This window comes from Tengunoibacter tsumagoiensis (assembly GCF_003967535.1).
Lineage (GTDB): Bacteria > Chloroflexota > Ktedonobacteria > Ktedonobacterales > Ktedonobacteraceae > Tengunoibacter > Tengunoibacter tsumagoiensis.
The window spans coordinates 2,610,802-2,626,112 of record NZ_BIFR01000001.1; the positions used below are offsets into that span (position 1 = coordinate 2,610,802).

At 49.9% G+C, this 15,311-nt stretch carries 12 protein-coding genes; 7 read left to right on the forward strand and 5 right to left on the reverse strand.

Annotated features, from left to right (window positions below; all coding sequences use genetic code 11):
• Nucleotides 1-188 precede the first annotated feature (188 nt).
• The 6 genes from nadB to pulA all read left to right on the forward strand — a co-directional run bounded on the left by nadB (nt 189) and on the right by pulA (nt 7,865).
• Nucleotides 189-1,853, forward strand: coding sequence for an L-aspartate oxidase (gene nadB, locus EL628_RS10255; RefSeq protein WP_126579851.1), 1,665 nt, complete (start codon nt 189-191; stop codon nt 1,851-1,853).
• Nucleotides 1,846-2,688 (forward strand): carboxylating nicotinate-nucleotide diphosphorylase, encoded by an 843-nt coding sequence (nadC, locus tag EL628_RS10260; RefSeq protein ID WP_126579852.1) that lies wholly within the window; start codon nt 1,846-1,848, stop codon nt 2,686-2,688. The genes nadB and nadC overlap by 8 nt, the downstream gene beginning before the upstream one ends.
• Nucleotides 2,689-2,714: 26 nt before the next feature.
• On the forward strand, nt 2,715-3,902 hold the full coding sequence (gene nadA / locus EL628_RS10265; protein ID WP_126579853.1) for a quinolinate synthase NadA: 1,188 nt from the start codon (nt 2,715-2,717) through the stop codon (nt 3,900-3,902).
• Between the two features lie 386 nt (nt 3,903-4,288).
• Nucleotides 4,289-4,786: a thioredoxin-dependent thiol peroxidase gene (gene bcp / locus EL628_RS10270; protein WP_126579854.1), complete on the forward strand. Its 498-nt coding sequence runs from the start codon at nt 4,289-4,291 to the stop codon at nt 4,784-4,786.
• Nucleotides 4,787-4,939: 153 nt separating this feature from the next.
• The gene (locus EL628_RS10275) at nt 4,940-5,500 is read left to right on the forward strand and encodes an acyl-CoA thioesterase (RefSeq protein ID WP_126579855.1); all 561 of its coding nucleotides are present in this window, start codon (nt 4,940-4,942) and stop codon (nt 5,498-5,500) included.
• A gap of 181 nt (nt 5,501-5,681) precedes the next feature.
• Nucleotides 5,682-7,865: a type I pullulanase gene (pulA, locus tag EL628_RS10280; RefSeq protein ID WP_126579856.1), complete on the forward strand. Its 2,184-nt coding sequence runs from the start codon at nt 5,682-5,684 to the stop codon at nt 7,863-7,865.
• 146 nt (nt 7,866-8,011) lie between these two features.
• Here the strand turns inward: pulA and EL628_RS10285 are convergent, their stop codons facing one another.
• The 5 genes from EL628_RS10285 to EL628_RS10305 all read right to left on the reverse strand — a co-directional run bounded on the left by EL628_RS10285 (nt 8,012) and on the right by EL628_RS10305 (nt 13,692).
• Nucleotides 8,012-9,421, reverse strand: coding sequence for an alkaline phosphatase family protein (locus EL628_RS10285; RefSeq protein ID WP_126579857.1), 1,410 nt, complete (start codon nt 9,419-9,421; stop codon nt 8,012-8,014).
• Between the two features lie 32 nt (nt 9,422-9,453).
• Nucleotides 9,454-10,437 (reverse strand): prolipoprotein diacylglyceryl transferase, encoded by a 984-nt coding sequence (gene lgt / locus EL628_RS10290; RefSeq protein WP_126579858.1) that lies wholly within the window; start codon nt 10,435-10,437, stop codon nt 9,454-9,456.
• A gap of 27 nt (nt 10,438-10,464) precedes the next feature.
• Nucleotides 10,465-12,009, reverse strand: a complete 1,545-nt coding sequence (locus EL628_RS10295; RefSeq protein WP_126579859.1) for a sulfatase — start codon at nt 12,007-12,009, stop codon at nt 10,465-10,467.
• 228 nt (nt 12,010-12,237) lie between these two features.
• Complete coding sequence (locus EL628_RS10300; RefSeq protein WP_126579860.1) at nt 12,238-12,990, reverse strand: ferritin-like domain-containing protein; 753 nt, start codon at nt 12,988-12,990, stop codon at nt 12,238-12,240.
• A 249-nt stretch (nt 12,991-13,239) separates the two neighbouring features.
• Nucleotides 13,240-13,692, reverse strand: coding sequence for a nitroreductase/quinone reductase family protein (locus tag EL628_RS10305; protein ID WP_126579861.1), 453 nt, complete (start codon nt 13,690-13,692; stop codon nt 13,240-13,242).
• 488 nt (nt 13,693-14,180) lie between these two features.
• Here EL628_RS10305 and EL628_RS10310 point away from each other — a divergent pair, with 488 nt between their 5' ends.
• Nucleotides 14,181-15,032, forward strand: coding sequence for a hypothetical protein (locus tag EL628_RS10310; protein WP_126579862.1), 852 nt, complete (start codon nt 14,181-14,183; stop codon nt 15,030-15,032).
• The last annotated feature ends 279 nt before the right edge of the window (nt 15,033-15,311 follow it).

Consider the following 15,311-nt stretch of genomic DNA (forward strand, 5'->3'; position numbering starts at 1 on the left):
GCAAAGAGCAATTGTATTTTCCCCCCTGTGCGCCATGGACATTCGACAAAAAATCTGGTATACTCCGTGAAAAGGTTAGTGTAAGAATGACACCTTTTCTTTTTTGTCTATGTCGTAAGTGTAAATTGTACACTTATTCTGTATAGAAGATAAGGTACAAACACACTGCTTCAAAGGAGAACGAAGGCATGACTCACCGCCAACCGTTTGATGTCGCCATAGTAGGTGGCGGGATTGCGGGACTTTCGGTAGCCTTACGTCTCCCAGAGCATCTGCGCGTTGCCCTTTTCACCAAGGGACAATTTGGAGAGAGCAATACACGCTATGCGCAGGGAGGACTGGCAGTTGCCCTGGGGGAGGATGATAGTCCTGAATTACACTATCAGGACACCCTGGCTGCGGGAGCGGGTTTATGTGATGAGGAGGCGGTACGGATTCTGGTTGAGCAGGCTCCAGCTGCGGTGCGCTGGCTCATTCAGATGGGAGTACAGTTTGATCGTGTGCATCCTGGTGAGGATGCGTATGCGACCTCGGATGGGCTACTGCTTGGCCGTGAAGGGGCACATTGTCGTTGGAGAGTATTGCATGCGGGAGGTGATGCAACTGGCGCTGAGATTGAGCGCGCACTCATGGTTGCACTTCATGCTCGCCCGTCAGTAGTGTTATATGAAGAGACCTTTGTGACGGATCTCTTGCTTCAGGGTGGCGATTGCGTCGGAGTGAAGGCGCTTGATCGAACGGGTGAGGCGTTCACGATCCTGGCCCACTCAACTGTGCTGGCTAATGGGGGAGCAGGCGGCCTCTGGCTGCATACTTCAAATCCTAGTGGCGCTACAGCCGATGGGGTCGCGCTGGCCTGGAAAGCGGGAGCCGCAGTAACTGACCTTGAATTTATGCAATTTCATCCAACCGTCCTTGTCTGTAATGGTGAGTCACATCTCATCTCCGAGGCTGTGCGTGGTGAAGGCGCGTATCTGCGCAATCATGCAGGTGAACGCTTTATGGAGCGTTATAGCTCCCAGCTGGAGCTGGCTCCTCGTGATGTTGTGGCACGAGCCATCTTAAGCGAGATGCTCACTGAAGAAGTACAGTGTCAGTATCTCGATCTACGGCATCTGCCAGCTGAGAAGATGCATGCGCGTTTCCCGACCATCTCGGCCATCTGCCGGGAGTATGGACTTGATCTGGCAAGCGACCTGCTTCCCATTGCACCTGCGGCCCACTATTGTATGGGCGGTGTCATGGTTGATGCACATGGTCAGACAACGGTACCTGGACTCTATGCCGTAGGCGAAGTCTCCTGTACTGGTGTGCATGGAGCTAATCGTCTGGCCAGTAATTCGCTGTTAGAAGGTCTGGTCTATGGCATTCAGATCGCTGATGAGCTTTCGCATGCTCCCACTGTTCGACGTCAACAGGTTGAGCGTCAGAATACACAATTCATCTCTCTCCAGCTTCCTCTGACTACTGAAAGTTCATCAGGTAGTTCAGATGAGCTAACGACCGGAACTGTACGGAAAGAGCTCCAGCAGTTCATGTGGAAGTATGTCTCACTCTGTCGCGATCAGGCTGGCCTCGTAGAGGCGTTGCAGCAGGTACGAACGCTTCGTGAACGGTTAACGGAGAAGACGAAATCTGGAAGAGATAGATTAGAGACCTGCAATATGTTGCTTGTGGCAGAACTAGTGATCGTTGCTGCTCTCGAGCGGCAGGAGAGCCGTGGTAGCCATTGGCGTCAGGACTATCCTGAAGCGCATGAGAAACTGGCCAGCCAGCACTATGCTTTTCAGCCCTTGCGCAACCATCCCCAGGGATTATTGCAGCCGATTGAGGAGAGCATTCACCATGTTTAGTCTGTCAAGTGCACTGATTCAGCAGGCTTTACAAGAGGACGGTGCGTTCGCTGATATTACCACCTTGAGTACCGTTCCTGAAGCACAATGGTCGCAAGCGGTTATTGTCTCTCGTCCGGCGGGTGTGATCGCTGGTCTGGCAGTAGCGATCGAAACATTTCAGATGTTTGATGCTCGTATTCAGATTGAGCCTCTGGTGCAAGATGGTGCTCATGTGGGCGCTGGTACAGAGTTGGTTCGCTTACAAGGTCCGGCTCGCTCTATCTTGAGCGCCGAACGTGTGGCGTTGAACCTCCTGGGACATCTCTCTGGCATTGCCACGCAGACCGCTTCTTGTGTGCGTGCACTGGAGGGAACAGGAACCCGCATTCTGGATACGCGCAAGACGACCCCTGGCCTGCGGAGCCTGGAAAAGCAGGCGGTCCTGCTGGGTGGGGGACAGAATCATCGCTTTGGTCTGAGCGATGGAGTCCTGATTAAAGATAATCATATCAAAGCGGCTGGAGGGATTACCCTGGCGGTAAAGCAGGCTCGGCAGACGGCTCCGCACCTCTTGAAGATTGAGGTCGAGTGCGAGACCCACGCAGAGGTGCAGGAAGCGCTGAATGCTGGAGCCGACGTGATCCTTCTGGATAATATGAACCTGGAGATGACGCGTCGGGCTGTAGAGCTGATTCGGGAGCATTCTTCGACCGTCTTGATCGAGGCTTCTGGCAATATTGGTACAGATCGTGAGCGTCTGGCGGCAGTCGCAGCCACTGGCGTCGATTTTATCTCGCTAGGTGCATTAACGCACTCAGTTCCTAACTTTGATGTCTCATTGGAGTTCGCCTGATACTTTTCAAGAGGAGAAGATCCTGTATGGCTCTCAAAACAACCTGCGATGTAAGCCAGGAAACACAGATTCTACCATTGCTCACGCCTCAAGGTCGTGCCAGGTATGGTGCATCCAGGCGCATCGATTCAATTCCTGCCTTTTATGCGGAGATGGGCGGCGAAGAGCTTGATCGGCGCATTCATGCCGCCAGAGAGGCTTTAGGCGAGCGTCTGGTCATCCTGGGACATCACTATCAGCGTGATGAAATTATTAAATACGCTGATTATCGTGGCGATTCCTTTAAACTGGCTCAACTCGCTGCCAAACGTCCAGAGGCAGACTATATTCTCTTCTGCGGTGTACACTTTATGGCAGAAAGCGCTGATGTGCTGAGCCAGCCTCATCAGAAGGTCATTCTGCCCAATCCAGCGGCTGGCTGCTCGATGGCGGATATGGCGAATATAGCTGAAGTGGAAGAGTGTTGGGAGATGCTGCATGAGACTCTGGGCGAGGATGCCGGCATTATTCCTGTCACATATATGAACTCGGCGGCCAACCTGAAGGCTTTTTGTGGACGTCATGGTGGCATTGTCTGTACCTCCTCCAATGCACCCGGTGTAATCGATTGGGCCTTTAAACAGGGGAAACGAGTGTTGTTCTTCCCTGATGAGCATCTAGGGCGCAACACTGCAACTGCTTATGGGATTAAGGATGAGCAGATGGTCGTCTGGAATCCTAAAGATCCGATGGCGTCTGAGGATGCTGAAGAAGAACTGGAGCGCTCAAAGATTATCCTGTGGAAGGGCTACTGCTCAACCCACATGCGTTTTAGCCTTGAGCAGATCAACAAGGCTCGAGCTGAAGATCCAGAGGTCAAGATCCTGGTGCATCCTGAGTGTCGCCGTGAAGTAGTTGCAGCGGCTGATCTGTATGGTTCAACCGAATATATTATCCAGCAGATTGAGCAGGCCCCGGCAGGCACCAGATGGGGGGTAGCTACAGAGATTAACCTGGTTCATCGTCTGGCACAAGAACATCCAGAGCAGTCTATCTTCTGTCTGGATCCCATCGTTTGTCCCTGCTCAACCATGTATCGCATCCATCCAGCGTATCTGGCCTGGGTCATGGAGGCTCTCCTCCAGGGTGAAGTTCTGAATCAGGTCAGCGTTGATGAAGAGATAGCCCACTGGGCCCGTGTCGCGCTCGAGCGTATGCTGGCACTTGCAGCTTAGCGGCCGTCATGAATGATGGGTGATAAGTGAGGGAGGCCAGGATAAGACCATGGTGGCCGTGGAGTATCCCCGTGGTCGTCAAAAGAGTGCAAACAGGGCGGAGGGGGTTCCCACGGCCATCATGAATGATGGGTTCTACCATCTTATGCGATAAATCGCTTATAAAGATGCAATTTATTGCACGAGAAGGTAAGGCCCATCATTTATGATGGCCGCGGACCATTTGGGCTTCAGGCCTGTCTGGAACGGAATAAATTTCCATGATTTTCTGTTATGATGCATGAAAGCACTCGGGCGCGAAAAACGTCCACAATACCCGTTGTGCTTTCCGTGAGCGTCTTAGCTAAGAGACGCCATTGCATGTAAAAAATTGATAGGAGATCCTGATGAGTACAAGCGAGCTTCAAGAGCAGCAGCCAGCTCCAGATTTCACTCTGCCTGCGATTGGCAGCGATGATATTGTGAAGAATAACGAGGTTCATCTGGCAGATCTTAAAGGCCACACCGTTGTGCTGTATTTCTATCCCAAAGATGACACCCCGGGGTGCACCAAAGAGGCCTGTAATTTCCGAGATGCCAACCATATTCTGCAACGAAAAGGGGTTGTCGTATTGGGAGTGAGCGCCGACGATATCAAATCCCATCAGAAGTTCAGAGACAAGTTTAGCCTGCCTTTTCCACTACTGGCTGATACAGAGACCAGTGTCTCTCAACTGTATGGCGTCTGGCAAGAGAAAAGCATGTACGGCAAAAAATACATGGGCGTCAACCGTGAGACCTTCCTGATTGATAAGGATGGCATCATTCAGAAGATCTGGCATAAAGTGAAGCCTGAGGAGCACACCAACGAAGTTCTGGCGACCGTTGAGTCATTAGGGCTGTAATAAACGCTATGGATTATCCTTTCCACCTCTGCTCTAGCAGAGGTGGTCATTTTTTAGGGAGCGCTCTTTCCAGTTGGGCTAGACAAATATCGACGGAGGAACTATACTGCCTGCGAATTATTGTTGAAGCATTCTATCTGGAGACGAAGTCATATGAACCCGTTTGAAAAATTAATGAATCGTTATCGCGATCTTCCACCAGTAGATCTCACGCAGGGGCGTAGTATCGCCTACTCGCGTAGCAACACGCGGCGTATTATGGAATTGATGGATGCAAACAGCCAGGGAAACGTACATGGTGGTGTCATTATGCGCATGGTGGATGAAGCGGCTGCGGTGGTGGCGATTAAGCATAGTCAGCGTCCGTATGTTGTCACCGCACGTGTCGAGAGGTTTGACTTTCTGGCTCCAGCGTTTATCGGGGATGTGGTCACCGTGCATTGTACGATGCATTATGTTGGAAGAACCAGCATGGAAGTTGGGGTTGAAGTTACTGCTGAGGATCTTATTACGCGTGAGATCCGTAAAATAGCTAGTAGTTACGTCATCTATGTTGCTCTGGATGAGCAACGCAAACCGACTCAAGTTCCGCCACTGGTGGCGGCGGATGCTGAGGAGGCTCGTATTATTGAACGAGCGCGTCTCCGAAGAGCGCATCGTCAGAAAATAGATGATGAATTGCGTAGAGCACAGAAGGAGGCAGAGACCTTCTAATCGAGCTGGTAAACAGGTCTCAATGGTTTGGAAAATGATACTCCTGATTAGCAATGGGAAGGGACCTTATTCGTAAGATCCAGAGAGCGAGTTCCCATCGGAGACAGACCATGGTAGGTAGCGTTGGGCGGAGGTATCTCTCACCTCTGTCGGATGTAAGGCATGTTGTGGAGTGAAACACATGGATACTATCCTCGTACATGATCAAGAACTTCATCAGATGAAGATTGTGAATGCCTATCTAGAGCAAGAGACAGAGATTTTAGTGAAGCTGTCACACCCTCAGTCTTTTCCTTTGGGAATGCGCCATGTAACGGTTATGGATCAGACGATCAACGAGAGATTAGAGGTCTGTGAAGTTGATGATGCAACCGTTTCTAAGGCCATATCCTCTACCGTTATTGGGACAACGCTTGTTTTGATTACCTTGAGCGCTCCTGTGCCAGTGAACCACCTGCTTCAGATCGAACTGACAGGCTATCTTCCAGCTCCAGTCATTCCAAGGAATGTGCTCAATAGTGAGCACTATTTTTATGCTGGCGACGATCTCGGGAACTGTTATTCCCCGCACCTGACCACGTTTCGCATCTGGGCTCCCACAGCCTCGGCAGTAAGCCTCCTCCTATTTGAAAGCGAGAGCGGACCTGAGACGCTCTCGCTTCCGCTGACCCCCGACTATCATGGTACCTGGTATACGCAAGTCGAACAGAATCTGGCAAACTGGTATTATCTCTATGAAGTGACAGTACTGGGTCGGACCCAGACAGTGGTTGATCCCTATACACGAGCGCAGGCACCGAATGCTACAAAGGGAATGATCGTTGATCTTGCGCGCACAGATCCCCCCGAATGGGAGCTGGATCAGTACTGTGAACTGCTTGATCCGGTCGATGCAGTTATTTATGAGACTCATATTCGTGATTTCTCTATTGCCACAAATTCTGGAATGGACCAGAAAGGCCGCTATCTGGCCTTTACAGAACCAGAGACGGTCGGGCCGAACGAAGTCAGAACAGGTCTCAGTAGCCTCCAGGAACTGGGCATTACCCATGTCCATGTCTTGCCCATTTCTGATTTTGCGAGCATTGATGAGACAGCAGATCATCAATATAACTGGGGATATGATCCGCGCAATTATAACGTTCCACAGGGGAACTATGCCACAACCCCACTGGGGGTAGCGCGTATTATCGAAGTCAAGCGCATGATTCAGAGTCTCCATCAGGTCGGTATTGGATTGGTCATGGATACGGTCTACAATCATACTTATGATACAGAGAGCTCTAGCTTTAATAAGATCGTTCCACAGTACTACTATCGTACCAATGTTTCAGGCGAGTTCACGAATGGTTCAGGGGTTGGGAATGAGCTGGCTTCTGAGCGTCCGATGGTACGGAAGTTTCTCGTGGATTCAGTGAAGTATTGGGTCTCGGAATACCATGTCGATGGAATACGTTTTGATCTCATGGCCTTGTTGAGCATCGAAACGATGCGACAGATCTCGCAGGAGCTCCAGAAGATTAATCCTTCGGTCTTGCTGTATGGTGAGGCCTGGACAGGTGGGAGCTCGGGCCTTCCAGCCAGAGAGCTTTTGTTAAAGGGAGATCAGAAAGAATTGAGGGTGGCCGTCTTTAACGACACCTTGCGCAATGGACTGAGTGGAAGCGTCTTTGATCGGCGTGCACAAGGGTTTGTGAGCGGTGCGAGCGGGCTGGCTGAATTGATCAAAGATTGCGTTACTGGTAGCTGGCTTGAGTTTGCTGCTGCCCCTTCAGAGACCATCAACTATGCCAGTAGCCATGATAATATGACCTTATGGGATAAAATCTCGACGAGCAACTTAAATGATAGCGAAGCAGATCTCATTTTAATGGATAAACTGGCTCAGGCCATTGTGTTTACCTCTCAGGGAGTCCCTTTTTTTCAAGGCGGCGAAGAGTTTTTGCGTACCAAGCATGGGAACGATAATAGCTATAATGCAGGCGATAAAATTAATCAGCTTGATTGGTCTCGTAAAGCTCAGTACTACGACGTATTTCGCTATTATGCTGCCCTGATCCATCTCCGTCGGCGTCATCCCGCCTTTCGTATGACCACCGTACCGGCGATCAAGGAGCATCTTCGTTTTCTTGCCAGCCCAGCGAATACCGTTGCGTTTTTATTACATGACCATGCGAATGGGGATAGCTGGAAGCATATTCTGGTCATCTATAATCCCAACCGAGAGGAAGTGGCCCTGTCATTGCCAGCAGGAACCTGGACCCTGGTTGCCTCGTCGGAAGAGATTGATGAAAAAGGATTGGGCGAGGTGCACAGTACACTGTATGTACCACGGATCTCCTGTTCAATCCTATGGCAAAAATAGCTGATCTGAGGTGGTGATAGAGAGGTGAACCATTCTGAGATACGTACTCCAACCAGGGACAGGTCTTCTCTATGGTTTTCAATACACCACCTCAAAGTACAGAAGCCAATGTGATCGTCGTGCTGCGATTATGCAGTAGATTTAAATTAGGCCATAATCGGTGTGATTGGTAATAGTTTGCCACGGAGCCCTGCGGGGGCCGCTATCTTATAACGATTCAACAGTGTTGGCAAGATATCGTAGATCTGAGCACCATCCACCTGTTGCCCGGAGCCAGGCTGTTGGGGATCTGAGAAGATAAACAGACCATGTTGAGCATGATTGGCATCATCCGGTCCCGTATCGTTCTCCACGGTATAGATCCGACCGTTTCCACCAATCGTACCAATGGCCCGCCAGGAAAGATCCCCTAGATAGACAATCAGATCTGGTGCCACCCCACGAACGCTGCGGTAGAGCTGCTGAGGCGTAAAGACACGATTCCCCAGAGGAGATCCATCAGGACCAACCATGGTGCGGAGTTGTTCCGCCAATTGAGTGCGAACCTTCTCATAGTCGGCTGGTGGAATCAATCCTTGTGGTTCGCGACCTTTCACGTTCAGGAAGATGCGCGAATAATAGCCGCCCTCACCCCAGGCCATCGTCCGTTGCCAATTGATCTCACCTCGATTGAGTGGTACTGGTTGTTCAGGCTGTCTTAACAGATGGAGATACCCCTGTGTCTGTAGCCATTCATTAATGCAGACGCCCCCCATCAGTGGACGAGCCCCATGATCAGAGACAACCAGAACGACCGTCTCCTCATCGCAATGTGTCAGAAGCTCATGGATCTTGTGATCTACATGTTTATAGTACTCATGAATAGCCTCACTAAAAGGCGAGTCTGGTACATAACTGGGATGGCTGGGGTCCATCTGCTTCCAGAGGGCATGATGGATACGATCGACCCCCATCTCAACCAGCATCAGGAGGTCTGGCTCCTCATCCTCTAAGAGATGGGTTGCAACATGAAAGCGCTGATCGCACATCGTATAGATATCATCGAGAATACGTTGTTTGTCATCTGAACGGAAATTAGGCACATCGAGCAGATACTTTCCCACCCAGCCAGTAACCTGCTCTGATAGTTCGGGTGGATAGGTAAATGTATTCTCGCTATCTGGAGCCAGGAAGCACGAGACAAGAGAGCCATTGACAGCAGGTGGAGGATAGGTTCCAGGGACTCCCACGATCGCCACCTTCCATCCATGACTTCCAAGCAGATCCCATAGGCGAGGAGCCTTTACAGCGCGACCATCAGCGATTGCTAACCGATCGTAGCTGCGATCTGAGCGATTGCGAAACCCATAGATACCGAGTTCGCCAGGATCGCGCCCACTCATCATACAGCTCCATGCTGGAACAGTAATTGCAGGTGTGCAGCTTTCCAATTTTCCATAACTGCCCTGCCGCATTAAACGATCAAGCGTTGGAAGATCCTCACGCCAGCGTTCAAAGACGAGAGAGGGCTCGGCACAATCGAGCCCAATAATAAGAAGACGAGGTGCTGATGCCATGATCCGATTCTCAATTCTTGTTCATAGGGTTCTTAGTCAGTGGTAGAATGATCGATTGCTGTTTCACTGTCTGCTTGCGTCTCTTCAGTGCCCGGCTCACTCTCCTCAGTCGGAGCTTTGGTCGTTGGTGCTGTGGCGGTTGGAGAGATGGTAGAGGACGAGACGCCATCGATCTGTTCCTGCAACGTCGGGCCAGTCGAGTTTCCGCGATGACGCCTGATCAAGACAACGAGAGCAGTGATAACCAGCAAGGCAATAATGATATGCACAACATTGAAAGGTGTGCCCGGGAAGAACCAGGAGTCAGTCCGTAGAAACTCTAGAAAGAAACGTCCAGTGGGTACCCAGATCAGATAGAGCAAAAAGATATCGCCAGTGAAGAGCCGTTTTGAGAAGCGGCGCGAGAGCCAGAGAAGGAGCAGAAAACCAAGGCCATCCCAGAGCATCTCATAGAGGAAAAGCGGCTGAAAGAGAACCGTATCGGGATATTGCTGCATATTATCATAAGGGGCGATACGATGGTCTTGATCAATGTGCAGGCCCCAGGGCAATGAAGTGGGGGGACCGTAGAGCTCTTGATTCACAAAATTGCCGAGCCGACCAATCGTCTGACCTAGAGCCAGCCCTAATCCAATCCCATCCAGATAGAGAGGATAGGAAAGTTTTTTGTACCGCAGATAGATGAGCGCAGTAATACCTCCAAAGATGATTGCTCCATAGATATGGATGCCGCCCTTCCAGACCTCTAGAATCTCAACTGGATTGCTCAAATAATGTGGGAGGCCACTGGGTCCGCGAGGGGACTGAATAAAGACATAGTAGAGCCGGGCTCCAATGATAGCTGGAATCAAGACCCAGAGCAACATATCCCAGATGATAGAGCTATCGCCACCATGGCGGCTAACAAAACGCCCGGCAACCCAGGTTGCAAGCATGATTGCCAGGGCCATAATCACCCCATACCAATGGAGGCTCAGTGGTCCGATTGGAAGGACTGGACTAATTGGTGGATACATATCTCCCCCTTACGAATAGAATGACAATTAATCTTCAATATACCCAAGATCATGGAGACGGCGCTGAACCTGAGGATCGATCGATATCTCCTGTCTGGCATTGGCCGCTTTCACAGGAAGCGCATGCTGGCGGAAAGACCGAAGCCGCTCCTGCAAGTTCTCCACCTGCTCTGGCAAGATGTGTTGTAGATCTGTCTGCTCAGTTGGATCTGTAAAGACATCATAGAGCTCCAGGCGCGAATCACCTGTCTGAATAAGTTTATACTGATTTTGCCAGATCGCAAAACGAGGTTGATCGCACTGATGGGCAACCAGAAGATCTGGGCGACGGCGCTGCATCAGATTAATCTGATTTTGAGGAGTAATGCCAACGGCAAAGAACGCCTCGCTATCGGGATCACTGCCTGGAGATTGAGCGAGCGTATACTCTTGCTCATCATTGGTAGCTTCTTCAGCAGCAGTAAGAATCGTGTGAAAGATGCGGCGCGTTGACGTAGCCTGCTCAACAGTTGAATTGAGCGGGAAGGTTCCACTGGGATCGCGAATCAGCAATGGCACATGAACCAGCGTATTAGAGAGAGAGATGCCATGGCCCATCATCTGTTTCTCACCAAGCTGTTCGCCATGATCGGCACAGACAATCAGCAAGGTATTATCAAGTGCACCACTTTTGCGCAGTTGGTGGAGAAAGAGCCCCACCTGTTCATCCTGATTCGCCACCTCTGCATCATAAACGCCATCCAATAAAGCTTTTTTCTGATCATCGATATCGCTTGTGAGAGGCGTAATCCAGCCAAAGACATCGCTATTAAACTGACGGAGGTAGCGGCGCGTCGCTTTATCCTGCTGGACCTTAGGGGCGAAGCGTTCCGTAAAGCGGGCTGAAGGGTGAAAGGGCATATGGACACCCATGAGATTGATAAAGCTAAAGAGAGGCTGATCTGGTGCGATGCCTTTACGCTCGATATGGAGCCTGGCTGCATCCTGTAAAGAACGGCTAGTATTGCCTTTAAAGCTGAGAGCTGTCTGCCAGAGCGGGCTCATAAGAGGGGAAAAAGAGAGATCCAGGAGCGTATCAGAGCGAGCAAAAGCATCCTGCATATTGGTAATTACCCTGGCCAGAGAGCGTTTAAAATAAGTGCGATAGCGATCCAGGCTATTTTTCGTATTGATCTCTTGATTAGGATACGATGTAAGCAGGCCACTATAGTTGAGAAAGCTCTGAAAACCACGCTGTAGACCTGTATTGACCACGCCAATCAATGGATTATTGCAAAATGCCGCCGTTGCATAGCCCCCCTGCTGCAAACGTTCGGCAAGAGGCGTCAATTCGGACGAAAGAATGGAATTTGCATGGAGCATGTGATGTTCATTGGGGTACAGTCCTGTAAACATCGATGTATGAGAAGGAATCGTCCATTGGGCAGCGGAATAAGCATGGAGGAACTGAGTGGACTCGGCTGCCAGTTCATCCAGATAGGGACTTGTCTCACTGCCATAGCCGTAGCAAGAGAGACGATCAACCCGCTGGGTATCAAGGACGAGAAGGATAATATCGGGACGCAAGGTCACGGAGTAGCTCCTTATCGAATGATAGATAGGTGAGTATGGATGTAGGTGTAGGCATCGAGTTGATCCCTATCTGCAAGTACATTTTTTTACTGCCTATCGTTAATAGAATAGTGCTACTCTATTATAAAACAATTAAGCGATAGTTAAAGCTTAGGAAAGAGCAAAGGGAGAGGGGGGAAAGAGAAAGACTACCCCTTTTGGAGGAAGGGATAGTCTTTCCTACGTATGCTAGACAATAAAAGGGGTGCGATAATCAATGCCCGGGAAGGCAGTATCGACCTGCTGATAGGTATAGCTGTTGCCACTGGTGGGGCTCAGGTAACCAGCCTTGGTGGCTGCATCGGGTGCATCACCAATCTTTCGAATAAAGATAGGAGTAAACGCATAGTTATTGGCGGGATAGTCATCCAGAATGACCCGCCCGAGGACGCGATGTTCAGCCTCAATGGTGGCAATCTGACCAAAGATCTGGGCAAAGCGTAGATAATTGAGTGAGGCCAATTCTGGAATAGCAGCCAGGAAGGCCGAATCAAAGATCCCTTCTAACTGCTGTTGAGTCTGAATAAAGAGCGACAGGTCAGTAAAGGTATCGGAGCCATTGGGATAACTAAACGTGCTCGTGAGTGGGATGGCTCCCAGAGACTCAAAGAACAGTTCATGAATCTGTTCCTCTACCAATGCTGCTTGCAGATAGCTCAAGTTGTCGCCTGTTAGACCCAGCGTTGAAGCGTTATAAATGCCATAGCTATAGGTTGTAACGGCGAGCCGTTCAGCGGTAACGGCAATATTGATGATATCCTGGAATGCGCTGCCATGGGCCGAAACATTCCCTTGTGTTAATAACAGGGAAGCTGCGCTGGCAAGCGATCCGGCTGCAATAGCCCCTTTTAACAGATGGCGGCGTGGGCGACGTACAGAGAGGGCATCCATAATCTGGTCTGTAGCTGTATCTAATGAATCTTCATTTGATGTATGCATCATGTACAGGTATCCTTTCTCTCAAGAGCGCAATGCAGAAAAATGCTTAGAGCAGGGCTATCGTCTAAGTAGTCCTATCTCCATAATACGCACCCCCTAAAATTAGGAAGAGAAGAAGATTGAAGCCCCTTTGTCTGTGGGATGATAAAGCTTTTATCGCCTACAGACAAAGGGATGCTTAGAGGAAGGAGTTCTGCTATGATGCATGCATATCATTGTGGTACTCTGTCCGCTGCCAATAAGGGTCGGTGCTCAGGCGTTGAGATGAATACGGATCAGCGTTGAGGCAGCAGCAACGCGCTGGAACGATTCAGGGACTGGTTGTTTCTGTGCATCGACTTCGATATTGAAAGCCCTTGCCAGCATCGGAGAGCGTCCAATATAGATAGCCAATTCTCGGGCAGTCTCTTCATTGCCGTGAACCGTCTCAGCTCTCCCGGTGAGAACCCGGCCTCGGAGGCGAAGCGTCACCTCTGGATCTGCAACAAGATTCTTCCACCAGTGATGATCAGTGAAACAGATCACGCTCTCACCCTGTTGTTGATAGCCAATGGGAGTTGTAAAGAGCTTGCCGCTCTTCCGACCTTTAAAAGTGAGAAGCATCAAGTGTTTACTAAAGAGAAAATGCAAGGGGCTAGAAAGAATGAATTTTGCCACCTTGTTCATTGCGGGGGCAGGCTGCCGTGGTTTTGTCTCTGTACTCATAAAATAACTATCTCTCCAAAAATACACAATAGATACATTTCCTTTCTCATTATACTACCTTTTTATGGGTCAAAATACAAACCTGTGGATTTCAATACAAAGTTTTTTGCAAGCATTTCTTTGTTGGTAGGAAGAATAGGAAAGGAAAAGAAAGAAAGGCATGATGATTATGTTAACTCATGCCCGTTGTGATATGATGGTGGCATACACTCTCAGACCAATTTTTTTCCCCCATATGAGAGGGGCTATTTTTTTTCTACACGTTGAGTCTGGCGGAGCGTCTTATTGTGCTGTTTGGAGGATGGACCAGACTGTTGACTGATAGAGCCAGACCTTCGTGCGGTCATAGGGCGGAGAGTCTTATCGCTTTCATATTGTACTTATTCTATTATAGAGTGGATATACACAGTGGATACTGGAGACAGAGCTGGTGGTAGCGTCAGAAATGAATGGCCGTACCGGTTCGTTCGGATCCTGAGGAGGGAGTCATGGAAATTTCGTTGCGGCTGGACACGCTTGGGGTTGTTGAGGCGCATTATCTACGCGTGCGTGAACGGTACCGGGACTGGCCTCATTTTCAACTATTGGCTGCTTCGCGACAGGCAAGAGTCTTTGCCTATTTTCCTCATGAGGTAGCTGAACAACTTCATCAGCAGATCGTGATGGTTGAGACGGCTCTGGGCCTGGATGCAGAGGATGATGAAGACGAGGATGAGGAGGCCCTGGAGCGGGCTCTCAATAGCGAAGATGGCGAGACTGAGACAGAGCCGAAGGCAACGACTGACCGCGAAGGGAGCGCCTTTTCACCAGCTTTTGCACAGGCTCTCAAACAGTTAAATGAACTGGCTCGACAGCGGCTTCCCTCAGAAGGTGGGAGTGTAGGAAATCAGAATAGCGGTGAGCTTTCAGCTGATCTGGAATCAGATAGCGATGAAGATGCTCTGGAGCAGTTGCAAGATGCCTTTATCCAGATGATGGAGGTTGTCCGAGAGTTAGCTGAGGAGATGTCTACCGAGGCTCTGAAGATTACAGGTCGCTTCAAATGTGCTCGTACGAATATTGAGTTTATTCCACGCGCTGATGACGACGAGGATGAGGATGACGAGAGCGAAGAAGATGAGGATGCAACCTCCTCGACGCTTACGTTGCCTGGCGAGGACGGTATAATAGACCTGGAAGTTGAGCTCGTAATGGTCTTGCAGTTGTTTGAAGAGGGGCGATCGCGTCCAGAGGATCTGCCTGCCGTGGAATTACAATTAGATGTTGACGATTTTGAGCGCCTGCATGAGACGCTTGATATTGCTCTTGAGCGCGAGCGTCGTAGCCGTCGCCGCCGCTAAAAAGGTCCGTTGTGACCGTCATTTTCCTCTTTTCTTTATGTGTGCTCTCTCATGCGTTTGTGCGTCTATGATTGTCTCAAGTGCATGAGAGAGCACCCCTCTACAAGCTATTTTCATGCGTTTTTTCTCATCCAGACCCTTTCAGGAAACGATAGCTGGAACGAGCTTTTGTTTCAGGTCTTTTGCGCATGCTTGACTTTTAATCCACTCTTCGAGTACTGTTTTTTTAGCTGTAGCAAACAAGCTATTGATAGTTTGGGGTGCAGTCTGCCATAATTC